The sequence below is a fragment of the Acinetobacter sp. BY419 genome (assembly GCF_019038395.1).
Taxonomy (GTDB): Bacteria; Pseudomonadota; Gammaproteobacteria; order Pseudomonadales; family Moraxellaceae; genus Acinetobacter.
In genome coordinates this window covers 103,640-127,741 of the sequence record NZ_JAGFXZ010000004.1, presented here as the reverse complement: position 1 = coordinate 127,741, position 24,102 = coordinate 103,640, and the positions used below count along the sequence as shown (strand labels likewise).

Here is a 24,102-nt window from a genome sequence, read left to right as displayed (position 1 = left end):
AAACGTTCAAGATCCTTGCTGAGCGTTATCGAAATAGAGGCAAAAGACTCGGTTTGAGATTCAATTTAATTGCTGGTATCTATAACCTGGAACTGAGTAAAAAATGATTTATGAAAGAAGTCTAATATTACCAAATCATACCAGGTGATTAATCATCACTTCTCAAAAGTAAAATCCATTTACTAGCTATTTCTTAAACAGAGCAAACACTGTTTAAGAATCCGAAATACACAACTGAGCGTTTCAGAAAACATCTTTAATATAGTTTTATATAAATGCTATTACTTCAAATATTTCAATGGATTTTTTAGATTATTAAAGCAGGATGAAAGTTCTTTTATTTAAAAGATTCGTCTGTCATCAGCACATATACTAGCTCAAATACTTCCAGATAAAAATATGTTCCTAATCCATTTGAGGCAATTTATCTAGTCACATTCAACTCAACATGACTCATTCTCATATTGATCATCAATTATTAGCTAATTAGTTATATTATAAAATTGTTCTACTAAGAAAATATAAGCCACTTAGATAAAGAAACCCCGGAAATATACCGGGGTTTCTTTATCTTTCACACTATTTAGCTCTCTTAACAAGCCCATAAATAATATGACCCTTGTCTTGTAAGCGACTGGTGCAGAAGGATTATCTTAACGCACAATATTGGTATGATGATCTGTATGGTGTACTGTTTTGGCCAACTTCGTTCCTGTATAGATCAGGTACAATGCCGACAAACCGACCAAGACATAAATAATTCGAGATAAAGCGCTCATATCACCAAAGATCGCAGCGACCAAATTAAAATCGAATGCACCAATTAAACCCCAATTGATGCCACCAATGATTGTTAAAACATAAGCAATCCAGTCAATCGTATTAAATCTCATCAGTGTTCTCCTGCTCTTATTTAAGTTTATTTAAGTATCAAACAGAGTATGAGAATCTCAGCACATTTAATATGTAGCTTTGATGCTAAAAACGGATTTTCTGTGTTGACTTCCTGTCAATTTTTAAGTTGAAAATTTTAACTTGGTTAGTTTTATTTGACTTGTTCGACATAAACGTAAGTTATATTACTTTTTGACAATTGCGAAAAATCTAGAACTTCTTATTTCAAATCGCTTATAAGTGTCATAAAAAAGCCAATCTTTCGACTGGCTTTTTTTATTTTTTAGATTAAGCAGCGCGTGCTTTCGCCATCAATGCTTCAATCTCTTCTACCGTTTTGACCACTTTCGCGGTTAGAACCAGCGGACCATTTGCAGTGGCCACAACATCATCTTCAATCCGGATGCCAATCCCACGCCATTTGGTATCTACTGTTTCATCATCAGGCGCGATATATAAACCTGGCTCAACTGTTACGACCATGCCCTCTTCATACGGACGCCATTCACCATCTACTTTATAAGCACCGACATCATGTACATCCATTCCAAGCCAGTGTCCTGTACCATGCATATAGAACTGGCGGAAAGCTTCTTGTTCTATGATGTCGTCGATATTACCCTGCATCAAGCCAAGATCGAGCAAACCCTGCACCAAAATACGCACTGCAACATTGTGTGGTTCTTTATAAGAGTTACCAATTTGTACAGCATTGATCGCAGCAATCTGGGCATCCAGCACCACGTTATACAGGGCTTTCTGTTCTGGGCTGAATTTACCATTCACCGGAAACGTGCGGGTAATGTCTGAAGCATAGAACTGATATTCAGCCGCAGCATCAATCAGGACTAAATCACCATCTTTGAGTTCTTTGTCATTTTCCACATAGTGCAGGATACAGGCATTCTCACCGCCACCAACGATACTGTTATAGGCTGGAACACCACCATTTTTGCCAAAGATATAATTCAGCTCGGCTTCCAGCGCGTATTCCATCATGCCTGGACGTACTGCTAGCATCGCTTGAGTATGTGCATCGGCAGAAATATCGGAAGCGATCTGCATCAATTCAATTTCATTGGCCTCTTTATGCAGACGCATTTCATCTATAATACGGTCCAGCTGAATCACTTGCGCTGGCGCAGAAGTTCCACGACGGCTTTCGCCACTTGCAGTTGCAATCCATTTGGCTACACGCGCATCAAATTCTGCCTGCTGTCCCATGCGATAAAATAGTTGATCTTTATTTTGCAGCTTTTCCTGAATTTCTTCATCCAGCAAATCAATCGCATAGGCTTCATCTGCTTCATAATCCTGAATAGCCCCATCAATACCCGCGCGGTAGCCGTTCCAGATTTCCATTTCCCGGTTACGTTCGCGGCAGAACAAACTATAGCTATAGCCTTCTTCTTCTGTGTCAAAGGTTTCAATCACAGCCACAGCTTCAGGTTCTGCAAAGCCGGTTAAATAGAAGAAACTACTGTCTGCGCGGTATTTATAATCTGCATCACGATTACGCATCGCCACCGGACTGGTGGAAATAATGGCGATACTGCGTAAACCAATTTCCCCTGCGAGGATTGCGCGACGTTCCTCAAAAACTGCCTGTGTCAATTTCTTCATCACACCTTACTTCTTATCGATTAATGCATTTATTTAGAATATGGCCCTGAAATCAGGCATAGATTTCTCTGTAACAGCAAAATTTATGCCTGATTCCAATCAGTATTTTAGATACTTAATTTAGATATCTAAGAATACAATCAGCTTGGGCGTTTTGGTGAGAAAATCTCGACCACACTTTGCGCATCATGAGCGGATGAGGCTGGCTGAGGTTTCACACTCATAGTTTTTAATAAAGGTATTTCATCTACAGCGACCTTTTTACGGCCTAAAGACAAGCTTACTGGAATCAGGCGCACGAATTCGTACAATTCCTGATAGCTTTCTTCACCTTCGGCATCATCATCTGAATCTTCAAATTCAACTGCAGCCACATCTTGTAAATGTTCAATCAGTTCAATTTCATCCTGACGGATATGCCCTGAAGCCAAACCAAAACCCAGTACCACGCCTGCACACCAGTCAGCCAGTGCCTGTACGCGTTCTGACAACACATGCTCATCATCAGGAAGTAAAGGTAAATAGTCCAATTCATCATCTGACAAGGCATTGAATACATCTTCAGCTTCGCCAGTCAATAATTCTAAGGCTTCGGCATCCAGTTCAGGGACATCCAGGGTTTCTAAAATCTTTAACCATTCTTGACGGTTGGGCGCCTGAGTAACACACACAATCCCGGTGAGCAAACCATGTAGTTCGCTGGGGCTAGAAATTTCTTCAATTGAAGAAAAATTGCGGTGCCATTCGGTCCAACCTGAAATATCGTCTTGCATTCGTTTATCCAATCTTTATACTGCTTATATATTACCTTTGTTTGCAACACTGTGCGACCTCGATATGTTAGAAGAATTACAGCGTCTACAAGTGCAGATCGGCGTGTTAAAAACGCGACTTGCACGGCTTGAAAGTGAAAATTCCAGTTTGCGCGAAGAGCAAGACTCTTCAATGGTGCAACATCAACAGCAAATTGAACAAAAGAACAGCGTGATTGCGCAAAAACAACAAGAAAATGAAAATCTGACAGAACAATTAACGGATGCTCGTGCCCAGTTTCAACTGCTTAATAATGATGCAACTGCATTGGCAGACCGTTATGGCCGTCTGGAAAAAAGTTGTACCGATCTGAAAAACCGTTTTCAGGAAATTCTGGCTGAACGAAATGACCTGCGAGTGATTAAAGAAAAGATGCTGATTGAACAGCGTCATGCCCAGCAGGAAATTCAGCGTTTGACTCAGGAATCTGAACGTTTAAGCCAGAAAAATGAAAATGCCAAAGCCAAGGTTGAAGCGATTATTCAACGTCTGGCCATTCTCGGTACTGCGCAGGATCATCACGCACAGGAAATTCAACAACTGGCCCATCCGACTGAAGTAACCGAGGAAGCCTCATCATGAGTGAACAGATTGCAATCGATCTCAGAGTATTGGGGCATAGTTTCCGTTTGGCTTCCCCCCCTGACAAACAGGAAGAATTAGAGCGTGCGGCACAGTTATTAAATGAAAAATATGATGAATTTCGTCGTAAAGCACCACGTATGGAGCCTAGCAAGCTGATTATTATGGTCGCGCTTGAGTTGATGCAGGAAGTTTTGAGCATGAACAGATCCCTACAACAATATGCGCATTGCGAGCGTTTGTTACAAACAATTTTAGAAGAAGTCGAAGAACTAACTGAATAATCTTATATTCTGCTTAAACTTCGGACATTCGACTGAACTGTTTACAGTTCATGAACAGCATAGAGTTGCCACACCGTCATTATTGTTTATAATTAACTTAACTCTGGGGTGTTCGCCAGCGGGTCTATTCCCCTGCCGATACTAACACTTACGGGTGTGTTCTGTATATTTAGAGTGTATGCCCATCTTCGTATGGGAAACCCAGCAAGTATACGTCGCATCCTCCTTGAACTTTTCGGTTCAGGGTAACGACACATGCAGCGGCACCTCCGGAGTGCTTCAATTTCTTAGTTAAAATATATTTATAATTATCGTAATTTTTATTGTTAAATTTTCTTCCAGCTTAATATTTTCAGCATTTATTTTGGTCAAGTCTCATTTTATTGCCGCAATCGTCTTGTATGCAAATACCTGCCTAATAAGAAACTAATTTTAACTTCCCCCTCCAATAAATATTCAATTTTCAAGCTATTTTATCTCGATATAAGATATATACCGCCCAGCCTGCAGCAGGAATCCAGCCTAAAATTGAAATCTGCAGCATCAGGCATATCGTGGCTTCAACCGGTTTATGGATGGTCATAAATAATGACCAGGGGAAAATAATTGCAATCATTGATTTCATTTTTAAAACCCTCTATTACCATGTTTTAAATTTTTATATCCAGTTTTTACTAGACTGGGGTTGAGGTGGTTTTTAGTGTGCTCTGAAGAACTTCTGTGCATACTGTTGTAATCACGTTTAAAAATATTTTAAAAGGCTAATTCAGCCAGCTTAAATGAAGCTTAAAAATTAGTTTAAATCAGCGCAGCTCTTACACATTTTGAGTCAAAGTATTGACGTTCTAATATAAAGTCTTTGCTTTAAATTTTGCTATCCAGAATTTTTATATCTAAATCAAGCACTTAACTTTTTGAACTTTATTCACTTACTGCTTTGTAGTCGTATTCGAGGGTGATACCCGCCAAATCACGTCACCGACATCATCAGCAACTAAAATGGCACCTGAGGAATCTACTGCTACACCGACAGGTCGCCCATATGCCTTGCCCTGATCGCTTAAGAATCCAGTCAAGACATCTTGGGGCTGGCCCATTGGTTGACCATTTTGAAAGGGAACAAAAATCACTTTATAGCCACTATGCGGTTTACGGTTCCAGGAGCCATGCTGGCCAATCAGCGCACCATTTCGATATTGAGGCAGCAGATCTGACCTGTAGAAAACCAGACCCAATGATGCTGTATGGTTTCCCAGTGCATAATCTGGAGGAATTGCCCGCGCAACGAGCGTAGGATTTTGCGGTTTGACCCGTGTATCTACATGCTGACCATAATAGTTATAGGGCCAGCCATAAAAAGCACCCTCTTTGACAGAGGTCAGGTAATCAGGAACCAGATCATTGCCGAGCTCGTCACGCTCATTCACCACCGTCCAGAGTGTGCCACTCTGTGGTTGCCAGTCCATGCCATTCGGATTACGAAGTCCGGTTGCAAAAGGTCGCGCTTGAGCACTGGCTAGGTCAAATTCCATAATTAGTGCCCGGCCCTGTTCCTGATCCAGGCCATTTTCAGCTACGTTACTGTTGGAGCCCACCGTGATATAAAGTTTGCTGCCTGCAGGACTGGCAATGACATTTTTGGTCCAGTGATGATTTAAGCGACCCGCAGGTAAATCCAATACTTTGGTGCCGGCTGCTGTAATTTGAGTCGTGCCTGATTGATAAGGAAAGCGCATCAGGGCATCAGTATTGGCCACATACAACATGTTACCAACCAGTGCCATGCCAAATGGAGAATTGAGATTTTGTAAAAATACAGTTTTTTGTTCGGCCACCCCATCCGCATTCGTATCCCGAAGCAGACTAATACGGTTGGCGCTGGGATACGATGAGCCTGCACGTTGCATCACCCATTTCATGATTTTACCCTTGATCCCTTTACTGTCCTGAGGCTTGGGCGGCGCATCAGTTTCGGCCACCAGCACATCACCATTTGGCAATACATATAACCAGCGCGGATGCTGAAGCTCCTTGGCAAATGCCTGAACTTTCAAGCCCGCCGCAGCTGTTGGCAGTTTGCCTTCAGGCCAGCCTTCAGCAGGCGCAATATTCACTGTAGGCAGCAAGCTGGATTTTGGTTTAGGTAAGTGTGGTTTAGAACCATAACTGTCAGTGAGGGGGGACTTGGAAGGCATGGTACATCCAGTCACTGCAAAAAGAAGTGCAAAGCCTGCACCAGGCAGAAAAAATCGGATGGGCATTTTTATCTCTTTTTTTTATTTTTATCATTATGGTTTTAACTTTAAAAAATAATTGGAGAGACCACTAGCAGCTTCGTGTTTTTTCTGGTTATCAATTGGTTATCAATTTTGAGGCATAGGGGATGTTTTTTTGCTATAAGAAAGTAGCTCATCTTTTTCAATAAAATAGTGCCAAAGCCCCTATCTGTTCTTATCGTCATTTCTAAAGTCAGGCCCTCCTTTTGACCTAGTCTGTATTTATAAAGGCTGATTTATCATGACTGACTTAAACAGAACGGCAAGACAACATTTCTAGCGTGATTTTTTTCACTTCATTGCGACTGTGCAGGATATGGGCATTCAAGATAGAGAGACAGGATGCTGCATCTTGGGCAAGCAGCCCGCTTAAAATCTGTTGATGCTCGGCATAGGTCGCTGCCATCCGGTAATCCTTGAAAAAATCCAGACGGCGTATGATACGAATTTTCTCACTGATCTCGCTGTGAATTTTCGCCATTTCTGTATTGCCTGCTGCAGATACCAGGTGACAATGAAATGCTTCATCCTGCTCGGCTAACTGCCTGAGGTCATAGACATACTGTTCTGGTTTTATACACCAGGTTTGAACCAAAACTGCCAAGACAGCTTGTAAATGATCTTCAGGCATCTGACAAATTTGTTCGACCGCATGACATTCAAGCAAAATCCTCAGATCATACAACTCCTCATAGGCCTTAAAATTCAGCGGCCGGACCCGCCAGCCACTTCGAAACTGTACATCGACATAGCCTTCCTGCTGCAGACGGTACAAGGCCTGCCGAATGGGGGTACGGCTCACTGCATAGGTTCCAGCAATTTCTGATTCGGTAAAGCGTTCTCCTGGCATCAGTTTAAAATTAAAAATGTCATTTTTAATTTTCTGGAAAACCTGCTCAGACAGATTGTCTGAGCTTTTCCCGGTCGCTTTACTGGCTGGATTACGGACAAGGGTCATAGGTTGAATCCATTACTCCATATAAACTAGTGGTTCACCGCTATGCACGGTCTGGCCGGAACGGCAGATAATGGCTTTGACAATGCCATCATCATCGGCATAGACCGGCAGTTCCATTTTCATGGCTTCAATGATGGCCACCGTGTCACCTTTTTTCACAATCTGTCCGGCTTCTACAAAAATTTTCCAGATATTGCCCGTCATGGAAGCGTTTAAAGGCACATACTGACTGTAATCGGTATGATCCTGCACAATTTCCATTTCTGCCGGTGCATCAAACTCATCTTTCCAGCGTTCAACTTCGGTGCTAAAAGCGGCCTGTTGCTGCGCTTTAAAGGCAGCAATGCTGTCCTGTTCCGCTGCAAGAAAATCCTGATAAGCCGCAAAGTCAAACTCGCATTCTTCAATTTTGATCTCTGCCCGGCCATGTGCAAAGTCAGCACGGAATTGATCCAGTTCGGCCTGAGTGACTTCATAATATTTAATCTGGTCAAAAAAGCGTAAGAACCATTGTTGATCACCAAACTGCTTGTTCTTCTTAAACTTGTTCCAGATGGGCACGGTACGGCCAATCAGTTGATAACCACCCGGTGAGTCCATGCCGTAAATGCACATATACATGCCGCCAATCCCAACTGTACCTTCAGCAGTAAACGTACGCGCGGGGTTATATTTGGAACTCAATAAACGGTGACGCGGATCAAGGGGCACTGCGCAGGGTGCCGTCAGATATACATCGCCTAGCCCTAAAATCAGATAATTGGCATCAAAAATAATGTCTTTGACTTGCTGACGGGTGCTTAAACCATTAATACGCTGAATAAAATCGACGTTGTTGGGAAGCCACGGTGCTTTGGCACAAACGCTTTCCTGATAGCGCTCAACCGCGCCCAAAGTTGCCGAGTCTTCGAAGGCCATTGGTAAATGGATAACTCTTGAAGGGATTTTAATGTCACGTAAATCACCCATCTGTCCTTCAAAACCGAGCAGGAAGTGAATCAGTTGCTGCTGGCTAAAGCGCAGGCCGTCATATTTAATCTGTAATGAACGCACTCCTGGTGATAGTTCTAAAATGCCATCAATATCGGCTTCACGAATCAACTGCATCAAGCGGTGCACGCGTAAACGCAGGGCTAAATCCAGTACGTTATCGCCATATTCCAGCAGGATATAGCTGTCACCTGCCTGACGGTACATTGCTTTCGGCGCATCTGGTGTAGCTTCACGCAGTGCAAGAATACTTTCTGTAGAAACTGCAGAAGTTTCGGTTTCGACGGTTATTTCGCCCTTGGCAAAATTTTCAATCGTTAAAATTTGCTGCTGCTCCAAGGCATTGGCTTGCTCTACTGAGATTGGATAGAAACTAATCGTGTCATCAGCTTTCAGTTGTCCGATTTTCCAGAGTTCAGCTTTGGCAATGGTTACCGGACAGACGAAGCCACCCAGGCTCGGACCATCTTTGGCCAAGATCACCGGGAAATCCCCGGTAAAGTTAATCGCACCAATCGCGTATTCACAGTCATGCACATTGGATGGATGCAATCCTGCTTCACCGCCATTTTCACGCGCCCAGCTTGGCGTCGGTCCGGTTAAACGGATACCCAAACGGTTCGAGTTAAAATGCACTTTCCAGCTTGACGCAAAAAACTCCTCAATATAATCAGCTTTAAAGAAATCAGGTGCGCCATGCGGGCCATAGAGCACACCAATTTTCCACTCCTTGCCATAGTTTGGAATCAGATCTGTTGCCAAAGCTTCAGGTTCTGCAATCGCCAAAGCTAGACCATCGGCAAGCAGATCAGGATTGACCATCTTAATCATGTCGCCAGCACGTAATACTCGGCCTGCATGTCCACCAAAATTACCTAAAGCAAAAGTGGAACGGCTGCCTAAGTATTCCGGTACATTCAGGCCATTTCGCACGGCCAAGTAAGTCCGGCAACCAGATTCAACCTGTCCGATTTTTAAGGTTTGTCCTGCTTTCACGCGAATCGGCTGCCAGAAATCTACGGCAGCATCATCCAGACTCGCAGCACACGGCGCACCAGTTAAAGCAATAATATTATCCGCATGGAATTTGAGGGTTGGGCCTTGCAGGGTAAACTCAAAACCGGCAGCACCCTGAGCATTACCTACAATTTTATTCGCTAACTGGAACGCATAATCATCCATTGGGCCTGAGGGCGGGACGCCAATATCCCAATAACCTATACGGCCCGGATAATCCTGAATTGAGCTTTGGGTACCCGATTGAATTACTTCAATCACATTAGGCACATACAGAAAATCATCCAGCATCCGCGTCCAGATCTGCATCTGTTCAAAACGCGGATCTGAAATAACGGTATGGACATAATCCAGATTGGTACTAATACCATTGAGGCAAGTTTCAGCCAGTGCCGCTTTAAGAGTCGTAATCGCAGTTTCACGATCTTCTGCATGCACGATAATCTTGGCAATCATTGGGTCAAAGTATTGTGAAATTTCAGTTCCCGTACTAACCCAGGTATCGACCCGAATATTTTCAGGAAAAAAGACATCAGTCAAAATACCCGGACTTGGCTGGAAATTCTTCACCGGATCTTCGGCATAAATCCGTACTTCAATCGCTGCGCCTTGTGGCTGAATACTGCGTAGATGCTCCCAGTCCAAGGCATCGCCCGCTGCAACTTTCAACATGCATTCAATCAGGTCCAAACCGGTCACCATTTCAGTGACAGGATGCTCCACCTGCAAACGGGTATTCACTTCCAGGAAGTAAAATTCATCACGTGCTGCATCGTAAATAAACTCAACCGTACCGGCACTGCGATATTTCACCGATTTGCCCAGTTCAATTGCCGCCTGATGCAGTTTTTGTCGCGTCACTTCAGGTAAATGTGCGGCCGGCGTTTCTTCAACAACTTTCTGATTACGGCGCTGTAATGAACAGTCCCGTTCACCCAAGGCCACAACCTGTCCCTGACCATCCCCAAAAATCTGTACTTCGACATGACGGGCTTTATCGATAAAGCGTTCTAAAAACACCCCGGCATCTTTAAAAAACTGCTCACCCAGACGTTTCACACTTTCATAAGCATCCCGAAGTGTCTCAGCGTCATCACAACGGGTTAAACCAATACCCCCACCACCTGCCGTACTTTTCAGCATAATCGGATAGCCAATTTTTTCAGCTTCTGCCAAGGCATCATCCAGACTATTTAGCAGACCTGTACCGGGAGTCATTGGTACATTGGCAACAGCAGCAAGTTCACGGGCACGATGTTTTAAACCAAATTCTAAAATCTGTTCAGCTGTTGGACCCATGAAAGCGATGCTATTTTCTTCGCAGGCACTGGCAAAATCGGAACTTTCAGACAGGAAACCATAACCCGGAAAAATGGCTTCAGCCCCAGTGTTCTTGGCTGCAGCAATCAGTTTTTCGATACTTAAATAGGTATCACTGGGTTTGGTGCCTTCCAACGACACGGCAATATCTGCATCCAGTACATGCTGCGCATAACGGTCCGTTTCTGAATATACGGCGACACTGGTCACGCCTAATTTTTTCAATGTGCGAATGGCACGAACAGCAATTTCGCCCCGGTTTGCAATCAGTACAGTTTTAAACATGTGAATTTCCTTTTATTCTATCTATTTTCTGAATCTGCCGAATTGATCTATTTTTTTGATTAAGCTGCTGCATATAAGCCTGCCGCCGTTACTGATCTCTGGCAGCCTCTGATATCTACAATGCGAAATACAGTTTTTTTGAATACATCAATTTTTGTTTGAATAAGATATGCAACCGTCCTAACCGAAATCCAGGCAGGCTCATTCCCCTCAAGTCGGGCAATGAATTGAGCCAAGTTATTCAATGGAAGCATTTTTTGCTGACCGGCATCGCGGCATTCTGGGGCTGTCCAGCCGATCATGTTGTGATGAAGCATTCTGTATCCAATCTTGTATTCAAGTTTGGATACAGTTATGCAGAACTTGTGCCAATTTTATTTTTATTATATTTTCAAATACTTAATAAAATCCAAGATATATAAAATGGAGATAATTTCATTCAATGGTTGTTTTTGGTTCAGCCTATTTTTCAATTCAGTGCAGTAAATGCCTTCATTGAAAGGTTTAACCCAGGCTCATTGGTGAGGGTGATGATTCACTATTTCACAGGCATTATTGAATGCTGATAAGGTGTCCCAGGCCACATACCATGTGACCTGTTTGGACCCTAATTTTTCTAGTAGTCGCTTTCTTGGCATAGAGATCAATATTACTGGCATCAGAACCGCCTGAGAGCATCTATATCAAGCCCACTTTCCTTACTATAGGCGGTTAATGTCACATCTGGGATTTTGCCCATTCTAGGGCGTGTCCTCATTTGAAGAATTGGTTTTAAAGACTTAAAATCCTCCTTTAAGCTATTTTCATTTCTATATTTTCAATGGCACATATTCTTCCTACCAGATGATATCTGGCAGCAAATCCAAGATACTATACGATTACATGGTTGCTACTGTTCAAAGAATAGTAGAAATATCATGGAAGCGATCTTATGGAAATTGCGTACAGGCGCCACATGGCGTGATATTCCTCAAGAATTTTGTCCTTGGCAAACTGCTTATAATCGTTTTAATCGTTGGGCAAGCAAGGGATTGTGGAATAATTTTTTTTAGATTACGAGGCGTCTTGGATCAAGAATGGGTATTCATTGACGGAAGCTACATACGCGTGCATCAAAATGCAAGTGGAGCTCGGAATGGTTGCGAAAGAGCAATTGGACAATCACGTGGTGGACGAACAACAAAAATACATCTTGCAACCGACGCGAATGGATTACCGATTAATTTTAAAATCACTGGGGGTGACGTCCACGACAGTCAAGTTGCAAAACAACTGATTGATACTGTAGGCGAGGTAACCTATCTCATTGCTGATAAGGGGTATGATGCTGAGTACATTAGAATGTATGCCCAGAACAAGGATATAATTCCCATTATTCCAATGAGATCAAATAGTAAAAGATCGAATAATGAGTTTGATAAATATCTATATAAATTAAGACATTTAGTTGAAAATGCCTTTGCGAGATTAAAACATTTCCGTGCTATTGCCACCCGGTTTGATAAGCTTGCACGCAATTATCAGTCTATGATTTACATTGCTTGCATGTTTATTTGGTGCAAAGCCAAATGAGGACACGCCCTAGAGCGGGCCTGGCTTGAATTATTAGGAAGAAATTGGATTTTAGTTCAGATCAGGTTGGATTGATCCGAAATTTCTGCAATCTCTCCCTATAAAGTTGAGGGATGACTTGAGAGGATAAAAAAAGTAGTGAAAGGAAAAGGTTCAGTTATTGGACTGAAATTGCGCTACACAGCGATACCCACTGGCATGAAAGATCATACCTGTGGCTCTCAACCACGAAATGCCGCTTCAATCACCGAGATGTCAATTTTCTTCATGGTCATCATCGCATTAAATGCGCGCTTGGCCGCAGCACGGTCAGAACTGTTACAGGCATTGATCAGGACCACTGGCGTAATCTGCCAGGAAATGCCCCACTTGTCTTTGCACCAGCCACACTCGCTTTCCTGCCCGCTATTACCAATAATGGCATTCCAGTAGCGGTCTGTTTCTTCCTGGTCTTCAGTCGCCACCTGAAATGAAAATGCTTCATTGTGTTGAAAGTCAGGGCCACCATTCAGTCCAATGCAGGCAACACCCATCAGCGTAAATTCAACGGTGATGACATCGCCTTCTTTACCAGAAGGATAATCTCCTGGGGCAAGGTTGATCGCGTCAATTGAGGAATATGGAAAGGTATCTGCATAAAATCGTGCAGCAGCTTCCGCATCGTCATCATACCAAAGGCAAAGGGTGTTCTTCGCAATATTCATCATGTTCAATCTCCATTGATTTAGGTCTTACCCGCGCTGCCTAAGTACAATGTGTCTCAGATATCAGGGATATCAGGTGAGAACAATCATATGATCCCTTGTCTATATTTCACCCAAAAACAGAATAAACCTATTTTAGAATTGTATTTTTATTATTCTAAAACTGTTTCAAAGTTCTTAAAATAATTCGCTTTTGGAGTTTGTCATTGAATATTGATTACCTGGTAAATAGTGAATCAAAGACAACAAACTGACCGCTTCATGACATTTTAGAAGTTGATGATATGACTGTTTTTTTAGTTTTTTATCTTTTAGAGAGGCTGAAAAAATGGCCGAATTTTAATAAAAAGATAAGGAAGAATATGAAACTACAGCTCACAATTATTTTTTACTTTTCCAGATTTCCCACTTAGACTAGAGCACAATTTTGTTGCATATGCTGTTTGCCCTATGACCATTCAGGAATTAAGAAGATACCTTCGTAAAACGCGTCGTCATCTCTCTAAATTTGAGCAAAGGCAGTCTGCACAAGAAGTCTTAAACCGTCTGGTTCGCAGCCCACAATTCATTCATGCCAAGCACATCGGCGTTTATCTGCATGCCTTTGGTGAGATTCAGACTCAGGGGATTATTGAACGCTGCTTTCAACTGGGTAAACAAGTCTACTTGCCTACAATTTGCGACATGAACCAGCATCTGGTCTGGGTCCGGATCAGCCAGCACCAATATCGCAACAAGCGCTTTGCCTATCATCGGCTAGGGATGCGAGAGCCCATGAGTACCCGTGGTATACATGTTTCCAAACTGGATCTATTGCTCATGCCGCTACTTGCCTGTGATACCTCAGGCACGCGGATTGGCATGGGCGGCGGTTTTTATGACCGTACCTTGGCTTCTGCGCCTGGACGTCCGTTTCGTCTGGGTCTGGCACATGACTTTCAGCTGGTTAGGCAACCTTTAAAGCGCGAAAAATGGGATCAGCCCCTAGATGCTTTAATCACTCCGACTGTTTTTATCAAGTTCAAACGTTAATTTTTCAATTTTACTCTTGCTAACTACTTCAAAATCACATAATTAGTCATTTTTCATACAATTTAATCTTAACTGCCCTTGTATTTTTTAAATTACCCATCACTATTAAAAGCATGGCAACACCGTTGTCACTCATTAGGAGTGCTCATGTCTGAAATTATCATGAATCAAGAAACCTTAGAGCCTCAGGTTCCAAGTGTACTACCTCTTTTGGCGCTGCGTGATGTGGTGGTTTATCCGCATATGCAAATTGCGCTGTTTGTCGGTCGTGAAAAATCGATCAATGCAGTTGATGTGGCTCGTAACAGTGACAATCTAGTATTTGTGGTTGCACAAAAAGATTCGCTTACAGAAGAAATTGATCACGACAATTTATATCAATACGGTACTGTCGCGAAGATTGTGCAAGTTGTGAATCACGAAAATGATGAAAACTGTATTAAAGTCCTGATCGAAGGACTGCATCGTGCCAAGCTGAAAACTATCATTGACGAAAATGAGTATCTGACAGCAGAGCATGAACTCAGCCCGATGACGGTTACGATGGATAAAGACACCCAAGCCGTGCGCTTGCAAGAATTACGTGCACTTTTCGCTCAATATGCAGAAGCGAAGCTACGTAATGCGCGTGAACTCATCACCGCAGCCAACAAAATCGAAGATCTATTACAGTTATTGTTCTTCGTCGCAACCCGTGTTCCATTGAATATTGATGTCAAACAAAAATTCCTGGAACAGGATGAATTCGAAGCGCATTTGACTGAGTTGATGACGTATCTCTTGCAACAGTCTGAAGAACAGCAGATTGAGCAAACCCTGCACGACTCTGTTAAACGTCAGATGGAAAAGAACCAGCGCGAATACTTCCTGAATGAAAAAATGAAAGTCATTCAGCGCGAGCTTTCTGATATGAACGGCGGCGCAGAAGATGATGTCGCTGAAATTGAAAAACGTCTTGCTGAAGCAGATCTGCCTGAGTATGTACGCAAGAAAGCTGAAAACGAGTTCCGTAAGCTGAAAGCGATGCAGCCTGCTTCAAGTGAAGCAGCAGTAGTACGCAACTATCTGGAAGTCATTCTGGATACACCGTGGAATAAAGCCAGCAAAGTCAGCATCAACCTGAACAAAGCACAGGAAATTCTGGATGCAGACCATTATGGTCTGGACGATGTCAAAGATCGCATTGTTGAATATCTTGCTGTTCAGTCGCGTGTGAAAAAATTGCGTGGCCCAATTCTATGCTTGGTTGGTCCTCCAGGTGTCGGTAAAACCTCACTGGGTGAATCCATTGCCAAAGCCACCGGTCGTGAATTTGTCCGTATGGCCTTGGGCGGTGTACGGGATGAAGCCGAGATTCGCGGGCACCGTCGTACCTACATTGGTGCGATGCCAGGTAAAATCGTGCAGTCTTTAATCAAGGTGGGTGTAAAAAACCCATTGTTCCTGCTCGATGAAATCGACAAGATGGCACAAGACTACCGTGGTGATCCGGCTTCTGCGATGCTTGAAGTACTCGATCCATCACAAAACAACAAGTTCAGTGATCATTACCTTGATCTTGATCTTGACCTGTCTGAAGTGATGTTTATCTGTACAGCAAACAGCATGAATATTCCTGAGGCCCTGCTGGACCGTATGGAAGTGATTCGTCTTCCGGGTTATACCGAAGAAGAGAAAGTGAATATTGCCGACCGTTATCTTGTTCCTAAAGCAATCAAGAACAATGGTCTACGTGCCAAAGAACTGACAGTTCATGAAGAAGCCATTCGTGACATCGTGCGCCACTACACACGTGAAGCCGGTGTTCGTAACCTTGAACGTGAAGTGTCAAAAATTGCACGTAAAGTGGTGAAAGAAGCTGTCAGCAAGAAAGCTAAAAATCTTGAGGTTGATGTAACAGCGGCTAATCTTCCAGAGTACTTGGGTCCACATAAATTTGACTATGGTATGGCAGAAGAAGAAGCGCAAATCGGCCGTGTGAATGGTTTGGCTTGGACGTCTGTCGGTGGTGAATTGCTGACCATTGAAGTTGCAGCAGTTCCAGGTAAAGGTAAGTTTATTACCACCGGTTCTCTTGGCGATGTCATGAAAGAATCGATTACCACGGCTATGACTGTAGTGCGTACCCGTGCTGATGCACTTGGAATCGAAGCCTCTCGTTTCGAAGAAACCGATGTACATGTGCATTTACCTGAAGGTGCAACACCAAAAGATGGTCCATCGGCAGGTCTGGCATTAACTACTGCATTGGTATCTGCGTTCACCGGTATCCCGATTCGTCCGGATATCGCGATGACAGGTGAAACCAGTCTGGGCGGTCGTGCACTGCGGATCGGTGGCTTGAAAGAGAAACTTCTTGCAGCCCATCGTGGTGGCATCAAGCTGGTATTCATTCCACAGGAAAACGTACGTGACCTGGCGGAAATCCCAGAAAATGTCAAAGAAGGTCTAGAGATCAAAGCAGTGAAATCAATTGATGAGGTTCTACCGGTGGCACTGACCTCTGTGCCAAAAGCCCTGGTTAAACCACCAATTGTAAAAACCAAAGAAGAAGCGAAAGCAGCACGTCATTAAGACTGGTTGTTTCCTATAAAAAAACCCTGCTCCGGCAGGGTTTTTTATTGCGCTTTTTATTGAGTATTTGATGAAACTTTTATTGAATAAAAGATGAAATCTAGCTGTTTATTTATGGCTGTAGCGCCATAGCAACCAGCCCATCTACTACATGCACCATCTTGCTCAGATCGAGCTTGTCCAAAGTATCCAGCTCGGTATTGTAATAAGGATTACGATAATTCGCAGTATCGGTAATCAGCATGGTCGCATAGTTGAATTTGGCATAATTCAGATAACCCGAGAAACTCATGTCTTGGGCAAAACTCGGGCTGACAAAACGTTGACACTCCAGACGATTAAAACTCTGCATGGCAGCACAATAATCACCGGTTAGCCCAGTCGATGCTAAATGTCCAATCGCTGCAATAAAATTGCCATGTCGTGGATAAATCCATTTTAATCCCACCGGATAGCTCTGTACCTGATGTTCATCAAAATAGCCAATCGAATCCAGAATCACCACACCTTTAATTTTCTGCTTTTGTGCTTTAAGTGACTTGGCATGCATATAGCTGCCCATATGCTCTGTCTTGAAAAAAGGCGGCTCTTCAAGGGTATAAAAAGCAAATTCGACATTATGCTTGAGTCTGGATTTTTGTAAGGCAAGCAATCTTGCCGTTTCCAGCAAGCCCGCTACACCTGATGCATTATTATCAGCTCCTTTTCGGGTACTAAAGACATCATAATGTGCTCCCATTACCATCTTGGTTTTGGCTTGAGCATTTAAATGACAAATGACATTCCGGTAACTCAGGTTATTGACTACATAGACCTGAAACTCACATGGAATGCCAAAGCGTTGCATCTGCCCTTTAATCCAGGCAGACACCCGGGTCAGTTCTTTCAGGTTCTTATAATTTCGGTATTCATCCACACTCATGATCTGGCTAAAGAATAGCTCTAGATGAGAAACCTGAGCATTTTTACTTGAATTGGCTGCACTGAGACTTGGCGCTAGGAGGCCAACCAGCAACAGCAGCACAGTACAACATCCTTTTATCACCACACTGTTCCGCATTTATTATTATTCCATTCCTTTATCAAGCGGAGACTTGAACTATGGACATTAAAGCAACACTAAATCTCTCATTTCAATTTCAATTTGTTTCCCCAGCTCAACTTCGTGTTGTTTGATCGTTATAATGAGGTATCCAATTATTGATCTTTCTGTATGAAAATCCGTATCCTGACCATTGGTCAAAAAATGCCAGCATGGGTGCTGACTGGTTTTGAAGATTATTTCAAACGTATTCAGCCTTTTGTACAGACCCAGATTATTGAACTGCCCATGGCCAAGCGCGGCAAAAATGATTCAGAAGCGGATATTCTGAAATATCGCAACATTGAAGGCGACAGCATTCTAAATGCACTCAAGCAGAATGAAACCCTGATTGCGCTGGAAGTGGGTGGACGTGAATTCAGCACTGAAAAACTGGCAGAAACCATGAAAGGCTGGATGCTGGAAGGAAATGATGTAGCACTTGCGATTGGCGGACCAGATGGTCACTCGGAAGCTGTGCGTAAAGCCGCTGCCTGGCACTGGTCACTTTCCAAGTTAACCCTGCCGCATCCATTGGTACGTGTCATGCTGATCGAACAGCTTTATCGTGCCATGAGTATCAACAATAACCATCCTTACCATCGTGCAGGCTAATGAATTTGCTTAAGCGTTCTTTTTATGCAACGTTTTGTTGAATAATTCCTTCTGCTCTTATTTCTATTTTTCATGCATTATTGAGACATCTTCCAGATGTGGTTTGACTTATGAACTTACAAACGTTGCCCGGCTTATTTATTTCTCATGGCTCTCCCATGCTAGCGCTGAATCCTGAGCAAGTGGGTCCTGCCCTGCATCGTTTGAGCGAAAATCTGCCACGTCCAGAAGCGATTATTGTGATGTCGGCACACTGGGAAAGTAATGCACTGGAAGTCAGTAGCGCAATTCGCCCAGAGACCTGGCACGATTTTCGTGGTTTCCCGCCTGAACTCTATCAATTGCGCTATCCTGCACCGGGAAATCCTGAACTGGCCGAGCAGATCTTGGGCTTGCTGGCCAATGCCGGTTTTTCCGCACATGCCAACAGTACCCGTCCGCGTGATCATGGCGTGTGGATGCCGCTGCTGCATATGTATCCAGATGCCGACATTCCCGTGGTCGAAGTGTCTTTACCGATGTCGATGAGTGCGGATGAGATTTATCAGATTGGTCAAAGCCTCGCACCTTTACGTGATCAGCAAATCCTGCTGATTGGTTCAGGCAGTATTACCCATAACTTACGTGAACTGTCTTGGGATGGTACAGCGGCTGATGTTCCCGAATGGGCCTCAGGTTTCCGTAATTTTGTGGTGCATAAACTGACACATAGCGATTATGACGCTGTACTGGACTGGTCCAATATTCCGTATATGGCGCGAAATCATCCGACGCTGGAACATTTTGCTCCGATTTTCTTTGCGATGGGCACAGGTCAGCGCTTTAGTCTGGTGCATAGCAGTTTTACCATGGGTTCACTCGGTATGGATATTTACCGCTTCGATTAATTTTGATTAAAAACTCACAATCTTGATGATGGATACATTTTGCAACTTAAAGCTGCGATATGTATCCATATTTTTCTGCAATACATCCCTTATTATTTCAATTCTTTGTTCTTTATTATAAATCCATGAAATTAAAATTTATTGTACTGGCATTATTGCCTTTGACTTTTGCGGCCTGTCAGTCGAGTGATATTCAGCAGGCTGGAGAACTTGCAGTGGCTACTATTCAACAAAATAATGCACATCAGATTCTTCCCACCTATCAATGGGAACTGAATCGTGGATTAGATCGACCTATTGTACTCAGTTTCGACACTCAAGGCCGTCTGAGCGCCGTGACGGGCTGTAATGGACTCGGGACGACCTGGTCAGTGAAAAACAATATCATTACTACTGGCGAGGTCATAGGCACCGAAATGGCCTGTGATGCAGCACTCATGGAGCAGGAACGTTTTGTCAGCCAGCTTTTACAAAAGCGTGATATTCCTTTTATGCTCAACGCTAAAGATCGCAGCAAGCCAACATTGACGCTGGTGGCTGCAAATGGTCAAACCTATGAATTTACCGGGAAAATGACACCAGAAACCAGATATCAAGGTCAGGCTGAAACCATTTCCCTGGAAATCTCCCCAGAGACCAAATCATGCATCGGTGTAGCTCAACAGACCTGCTTGCAAGTCAAAGAAGTCAAATATGATCAGAATGGTCTGCAGACTCAGGTAGATAAGGACTGGACTTTGTTCTATGACCAGATTGAAGGTTTTCAGCATGTACCGAATGAGCGGCAGATTATTCGAGTCAAACGTTTTGAAATCAAACAGCCGGCAGCTGATCAATCGAAATATGCCTATATTTTTGATATGGCAGTTGAGCGTGAATTAGTAAAAAGTACCCTCTAATTCACCTTCTCCCTATTCAACTTCTTTGAGATACAACTAGGTTGTCTTTTTTCTACCAGAAAGAAATCAGCTAAAATATTAAAAGAAGTTTTTGAATAGACATAAAAAAACCGGGACAATGGCCCCGGTTTTCAGCTTAGACTAAGTCAGACTTAAAATACGCCTTGAGCAAGCATCGCATCAGCAACTTTTACGAAGCCAGCAATGTTTGCACCGTCTACATAGTTCACAGTACCGTCTTCTTTAGTACCGAATTTTACGCAGTTGCGGTGAATTTCTTTCATGATGGCATGAAGACGCTCGTCAACTTCTTCGAAAGTCCAACCTAAACGCAATGCATTTTGAGACATTTCAAGACCAGAAGTTGCAACGCCACCTGCATTCGATGCTTTACCTGGTGCGTAAAGAATTTTCGCTTCAACGAATTTCTCAACCGCCTCAAGAGTAGAAGGCATGTTTGCACCTTCCGCCACACAGATTACGCCATTGGCAAGAAGCTTATCAGCATCATCAGCGTCTAACTCATTTTGAGTTGCACATGGCAGTGCGATATCACACTTGATACCCCAAGGACGTTGGCCTTCAAGATATTCGAAACCATGTTTAGACGCGAACTCTGAAATACGGCCACGTTTTACGTTTTTAAGCTCCATAACTTCAGCAAGTAATGCTTCAGTGAAACCATCTTTAACGTAAACAGTACCCGCAGAATCAGAAAGTGAAACCACTTTGGCACCGAGGTACATTGCTTTCTCAGCAGCATATTGCGCAACGTTACCTGAACCTGAAATCGTAACGACTTTATCCTGGAAGCTTTCGCCACGAGTCTTGAGCATTTCCTCAGCGAAATACACAGTACCGAAGCCAGTTGCTTCCGGACGTGCCAATGAACCACCGAAAGTTAAGCCTTTACCAGTGAATACACATGCAGTGTCGTTACTTAATTTTTTCATCATGCCGGCCATGTAGCCCACTTCACGACCGCCTACACCAATATCACCTGCAGGGATATCTGTATTCGCACCAAGGTGACGATACAGCTCGATCATTAAAGCTTGGCAGAAACGCATGATTTCGCCTTCTGATTTGCCTTTAGGATCAAAATCAGAACCGCCTTTACCCCCACCCATAGGAAGTGTGGTTAAAGCATTTTTAAATGTTTGCTCAAAGCCTAAGAATTTTAGGATTGAAAGATTCACTGAAGGGTGGAAACGCATACCACCTTTAAATGGACCGATCGCTGAGTTGTATTGTACGCGGAACGCACGGTTTACCTGAGTTTGACCTTGGTCATCTACCCAAGAAACTCGGAACTGGATCGCACGTTCTGGCTCAACTAGACGTTCTAGCAAACCATGTGCTGCGTATTGTGGATTCTTTTGAATGAATGGCCACAAACTGGTCATCACTTCTTCTACAGCTTGAAGAAATTCTGGTTGATGTGCATCACGTGATTTTACGTAATCTAGGAACTCATTAAGTGTGTTGTATTTCAACGCTTAATCCTCAGCAGATAATGGATCAAAATTGGTCAAATTTACAATCAATGTTAAATTTTGGCGCAAAATATTAAATATCTTTTGTAACTAATCTACAATACTTTTTTTGAAAATACTTTAAAATTAATTTGATAACAAATATTTATATTGATTATGAATATTTGTTCTATGTCAGGAAATGCCAATTGAATCAAGGCTTAGATTCAGTTTATGCCTACTAATATGGCATAATTTGACCCCAAATTGTGCATAACTGCATGATTTAAAAATATGTTAAAATTGATAAATCGACATATTTTGTTTCACTTACTCTCTCATGCTTGTCATGAGTAATGCTGGTTATACATGAATTCGCCTATTTCTCTGGTCCAATCCATTGATGCTTTACTCCCTCAAACCCAATGTGGACTATGTGGTCATCGTGATGGATGCTTACCTTATGCCCAGTCGATTGCTGAAGGTGAAAATGCCAATAAATGTGTGCCAGGCGGACAACCAGTTGCCGATGCTTTGGCTGCATTATTAAATCGTCCTAAACTTCCGGCTGAACAAAGTGTCTGGTCAGTTCAGGCCGATGGTCGCCCGCAAAGAATCAAAGCCGTGATTCGTGAAGATGAATGTATTGGCTGTACCAAATGTATTAGCGCCTGCCCGGTTGATGCAATTATTGGCTCCGGCAAACTGATGCATACCATTCTGACCGATCTATGTACCGGCTGTGAGCTGTGTATCCCGCCTTGTCCAGTGGACTGTATTGATCTAATTGAAGATCCACAGCCCTTACCGACTGAAGCGCAGCGCATTACAGAACAGGATGATCTGCGTCAACGTTACTATGCATATATCCAGCGTGAAGAAAAACGCCGTACAGATCGTAAAGGACCTGTGGTACGCGCAGAAATTGATACTGCCCTATTTGCCCAGTTTGCCGCTCTCAATCAGCATCTTCCTAGCATTGAAGTCATAAACAAGCCAATAGATACCGCAATTAAGCTGGATTCCAAAACCACGATTGAACTGGCAAAACTACGGACCCAAATTAAAAAGCTGGAAAAACAGCTTTCAGTTCGTGAAGATGCGCAAAAACGTACCCAGCTGGAAGAACTGACACAACAATTACAGGCGTTACAAGGATAGAACATGACTACAGCAAACGCCAAGCCTGTTAAAAACATGACCAAAAAGCAGATTCAGACTTTTTTTGCGCGTCTGCGTGAACAGCGTCCCAATCCAAAAACTGAGCTGAATTATTCAAATCCTTTTGAATTACTGGTCGCAGTGACGCTCTCTGCTCAGGCCACCGATGTCAGCGTCAACAAGGCCACGGACAAACTGTTTCCAGTCGCCAATACACCTGAAGCGATTTATGCACTCGGTGTGGATGGCCTGAAGGAATATATCAAGACCATTGGTTTATATAATTCGAAAGCGGTCAATGTAATTAAAGCCTGTGAGATACTGATCCAGAAGCATAACAGCGTGGTACCGGACAATCGTGCGGATCTTGAGGCTTTACCGGGTGTGGGACGAAAAACGGCGAATGTAGTGCTGAATACCGCTTTTGGCCAACCGACCATGGCGGTCGATACCCATATTTTCCGGGTAGGTAATCGTACCGGACTGGCGACTGGTAAAAATGTACTGGAAGTTGAACACCGTCTGGTGAAAGTTATTCCCAAGGAATTTATTATTGATTCACATCACTGGCTGATTTTACATGGCCGCTATTGCTGCATTGCGCGCAAACCGAAGTGTCATGAATGCGTGGTATCAGATGTCTGTAACTGGCCGGACCGATTCGAGTTTGGGGCAGCCCGCCCGATTGCAGTGAAAAATATTGATGTGAGTGAATAGCAATACACATCAAGCTAAGATCAAAAAGAGCTGGCCGATCTATAAACTTTGATAGCGACTTTGAGAATCCGGCTTTTCGCTCAAACCCGATTCTCAGCTTGGCTAAAGCATTCTAGATTATTTTTCCTGATTCTGTTCGGCCTGTTCCTGCTGTTTCTTACGCTGTTCAAGTTCGGCCTGCAATTTTGGGTGAAGCTGGCGCTCGGGTCGCTTTGCAGCATTATCTGCGCGCTCTTCCTGACGGACTTTATTCAGCATTTTAAAACTGATATAGAACAGACCCACCAATACTGCCAGAAATACCACCATCAACACCAATATGCCAAATTTCATAGCCACAGTA

22 protein-coding genes, 1 other RNA gene and 1 pseudogene are annotated in these 24,102 nt (G+C 43.2%); 12 read left to right on the top strand and 12 right to left on the bottom strand.

The annotated features are described in order from the left end of the window. Positions 1-107 (top strand): annotated as a pseudogene (locus tag KUG37_RS02965) (IS5/IS1182 family transposase); the annotation flags it as partial. A gap of 546 nt (positions 108-653) precedes the next feature. Here the strand turns inward: KUG37_RS02965 and KUG37_RS02960 are convergent. The 3 genes from KUG37_RS02960 to KUG37_RS02950 form a co-directional block, all read right to left on the bottom strand. Next, the gene (locus KUG37_RS02960) at positions 654-893 is read right to left on the bottom strand and encodes a DUF378 domain-containing protein (RefSeq protein WP_216936938.1); all 240 of its coding nucleotides are present in this window, start codon (positions 891-893) and stop codon (positions 654-656) included. A gap of 289 nt (positions 894-1,182) precedes the next feature. After that, positions 1,183-2,517 (bottom strand): Xaa-Pro aminopeptidase, encoded by a 1,335-nt coding sequence (gene pepP / locus KUG37_RS02955; RefSeq protein ID WP_216936937.1) that lies wholly within the window; start codon positions 2,515-2,517, stop codon positions 1,183-1,185. Between the two features lie 140 nt (positions 2,518-2,657). After that, positions 2,658-3,290: a UPF0149 family protein gene (locus KUG37_RS02950; protein ID WP_216936936.1), complete on the bottom strand. Its 633-nt coding sequence runs from the start codon at positions 3,288-3,290 to the stop codon at positions 2,658-2,660. A 64-nt stretch (positions 3,291-3,354) separates the two neighbouring features. On the opposite strand from KUG37_RS02950, the gene KUG37_RS02945 reads away from it, so the two are divergent. From KUG37_RS02945 to ssrS, 3 genes are all read left to right on the top strand, one after another. Next, entirely contained in the window at positions 3,355-3,912 is a 558-nt protein-coding gene (locus tag KUG37_RS02945; RefSeq protein ID WP_216936935.1) for a hypothetical protein, read from the top strand. Next, positions 3,909-4,196 (top strand): cell division protein ZapA, encoded by a 288-nt coding sequence (locus tag KUG37_RS02940; protein ID WP_216936934.1) that lies wholly within the window; start codon positions 3,909-3,911, stop codon positions 4,194-4,196. Before KUG37_RS02945 ends, KUG37_RS02940 begins: the two co-directional genes overlap by 4 nt. Before the next feature lie 97 nt (positions 4,197-4,293). Further along, a non-coding RNA gene (gene ssrS / locus KUG37_RS02935) (6S RNA) lies at positions 4,294-4,476 on the top strand. A 183-nt stretch (positions 4,477-4,659) separates the two neighbouring features. On the opposite strand, the gene KUG37_RS02930 is transcribed toward ssrS, so the two are convergent. From KUG37_RS02930 to KUG37_RS02910, 5 genes are all read right to left on the bottom strand, one after another. Next, positions 4,660-4,821 carry a YqaE/Pmp3 family membrane protein gene (locus tag KUG37_RS02930; protein ID WP_216936933.1) on the bottom strand — a complete coding sequence of 54 codons (162 nt, stop codon included), beginning with the start codon at positions 4,819-4,821 and terminating at the stop codon, positions 4,660-4,662. Between the two features lie 304 nt (positions 4,822-5,125). Then, positions 5,126-6,457, bottom strand: a complete 1,332-nt coding sequence (locus tag KUG37_RS02925) for a sorbosone dehydrogenase family protein (RefSeq protein ID WP_216936932.1) — start codon at positions 6,455-6,457, stop codon at positions 5,126-5,128. 265 nt (positions 6,458-6,722) lie between these two features. Then, positions 6,723-7,430 (bottom strand): GntR family transcriptional regulator, encoded by a 708-nt coding sequence (locus KUG37_RS02920; protein WP_216936931.1) that lies wholly within the window; start codon positions 7,428-7,430, stop codon positions 6,723-6,725. 12 nt (positions 7,431-7,442) lie between these two features. Beyond that, positions 7,443-11,042, bottom strand: coding sequence for an urea carboxylase (gene uca / locus KUG37_RS02915; RefSeq protein ID WP_216940135.1), 3,600 nt, complete (start codon positions 11,040-11,042; stop codon positions 7,443-7,445). Positions 11,043-11,101: 59 nt separating this feature from the next. Continuing rightward, positions 11,102-11,359: a hypothetical protein gene (locus KUG37_RS02910; RefSeq protein WP_254202580.1), complete on the bottom strand. Its 258-nt coding sequence runs from the start codon at positions 11,357-11,359 to the stop codon at positions 11,102-11,104. Positions 11,360-11,869: 510 nt separating this feature from the next. On the opposite strand from KUG37_RS02910, the gene KUG37_RS02905 reads away from it, so the two are divergent. Continuing rightward, a protein-coding gene (locus KUG37_RS02905) for an IS5 family transposase (RefSeq protein WP_216936940.1) occupies positions 11,870-12,614 on the top strand; the annotation gives its coding sequence in 2 pieces (ribosomal slippage) (positions 11,870-12,078 and positions 12,077-12,614; 747 coding nt in all). A gap of 221 nt (positions 12,615-12,835) precedes the next feature. On the opposite strand, the gene KUG37_RS02900 is transcribed toward KUG37_RS02905, so the two are convergent. After that, positions 12,836-13,318: a VOC family protein gene (locus KUG37_RS02900; protein WP_216936939.1), complete on the bottom strand. Its 483-nt coding sequence runs from the start codon at positions 13,316-13,318 to the stop codon at positions 12,836-12,838. Between the two features lie 450 nt (positions 13,319-13,768). Between KUG37_RS02900 and KUG37_RS02895 the strand changes: the two genes are divergently transcribed. Next, on the top strand, positions 13,769-14,350 hold the full coding sequence (locus KUG37_RS02895) for a 5-formyltetrahydrofolate cyclo-ligase (protein WP_216936929.1): 582 nt from the start codon (positions 13,769-13,771) through the stop codon (positions 14,348-14,350). A 147-nt stretch (positions 14,351-14,497) separates the two neighbouring features. Beyond that, positions 14,498-16,924: an endopeptidase La gene (gene lon / locus KUG37_RS02890; RefSeq protein ID WP_216936928.1), complete on the top strand. Its 2,427-nt coding sequence runs from the start codon at positions 14,498-14,500 to the stop codon at positions 16,922-16,924. A 112-nt stretch (positions 16,925-17,036) separates the two neighbouring features. Here the strand turns inward: lon and KUG37_RS02885 are convergent, their stop codons facing one another. Continuing rightward, positions 17,037-17,984, bottom strand: a complete 948-nt coding sequence (locus KUG37_RS02885; protein ID WP_216936927.1) for a M28 family peptidase — start codon at positions 17,982-17,984, stop codon at positions 17,037-17,039. Positions 17,985-18,137: 153 nt separating this feature from the next. Here KUG37_RS02885 and rlmH point away from each other — a divergent pair, with 153 nt between their 5' ends. From rlmH to KUG37_RS02870, 3 genes are all read left to right on the top strand, one after another. After that, on the top strand, positions 18,138-18,620 hold the full coding sequence (gene rlmH, locus KUG37_RS02880; protein ID WP_004646335.1) for a 23S rRNA (pseudouridine(1915)-N(3))-methyltransferase RlmH: 483 nt from the start codon (positions 18,138-18,140) through the stop codon (positions 18,618-18,620). Positions 18,621-18,730: 110 nt separating this feature from the next. Next, positions 18,731-19,507: a dioxygenase gene (locus KUG37_RS02875; protein ID WP_216936926.1), complete on the top strand. Its 777-nt coding sequence runs from the start codon at positions 18,731-18,733 to the stop codon at positions 19,505-19,507. Between the two features lie 125 nt (positions 19,508-19,632). After that, positions 19,633-20,406: an META and DUF4377 domain-containing protein gene (locus KUG37_RS02870; RefSeq protein ID WP_216936925.1), complete on the top strand. Its 774-nt coding sequence runs from the start codon at positions 19,633-19,635 to the stop codon at positions 20,404-20,406. A gap of 152 nt (positions 20,407-20,558) precedes the next feature. Here KUG37_RS02870 and gdhA read toward each other — a convergent pair whose 3' ends face one another. Further along, on the bottom strand, positions 20,559-21,902 hold the full coding sequence (gene gdhA, locus KUG37_RS02865) for an NADP-specific glutamate dehydrogenase (protein WP_216936924.1): 1,344 nt from the start codon (positions 21,900-21,902) through the stop codon (positions 20,559-20,561). A 348-nt stretch (positions 21,903-22,250) separates the two neighbouring features. Here gdhA and KUG37_RS02860 point away from each other — a divergent pair, with 348 nt between their 5' ends. Together KUG37_RS02860 and nth are read left to right on the top strand one after the other, a co-directional pair. Continuing rightward, positions 22,251-23,042, top strand: a complete 792-nt coding sequence (locus KUG37_RS02860; RefSeq protein WP_216936923.1) for an RnfABCDGE type electron transport complex subunit B — start codon at positions 22,251-22,253, stop codon at positions 23,040-23,042. A 3-nt stretch (positions 23,043-23,045) separates the two neighbouring features. Continuing rightward, complete coding sequence (nth, locus tag KUG37_RS02855) at positions 23,046-23,759, top strand: endonuclease III (protein ID WP_216936922.1); 714 nt, start codon at positions 23,046-23,048, stop codon at positions 23,757-23,759. A gap of 117 nt (positions 23,760-23,876) precedes the next feature. Here the strand turns inward: nth and KUG37_RS02850 are convergent, their stop codons facing one another. After that, a complete protein-coding gene (locus KUG37_RS02850) occupies positions 23,877-24,092 on the bottom strand; it encodes a hypothetical protein (protein ID WP_216936921.1) in 216 nt (71 codons plus the stop codon). Between the last annotated feature and the right edge of the window lie 10 nt (positions 24,093-24,102).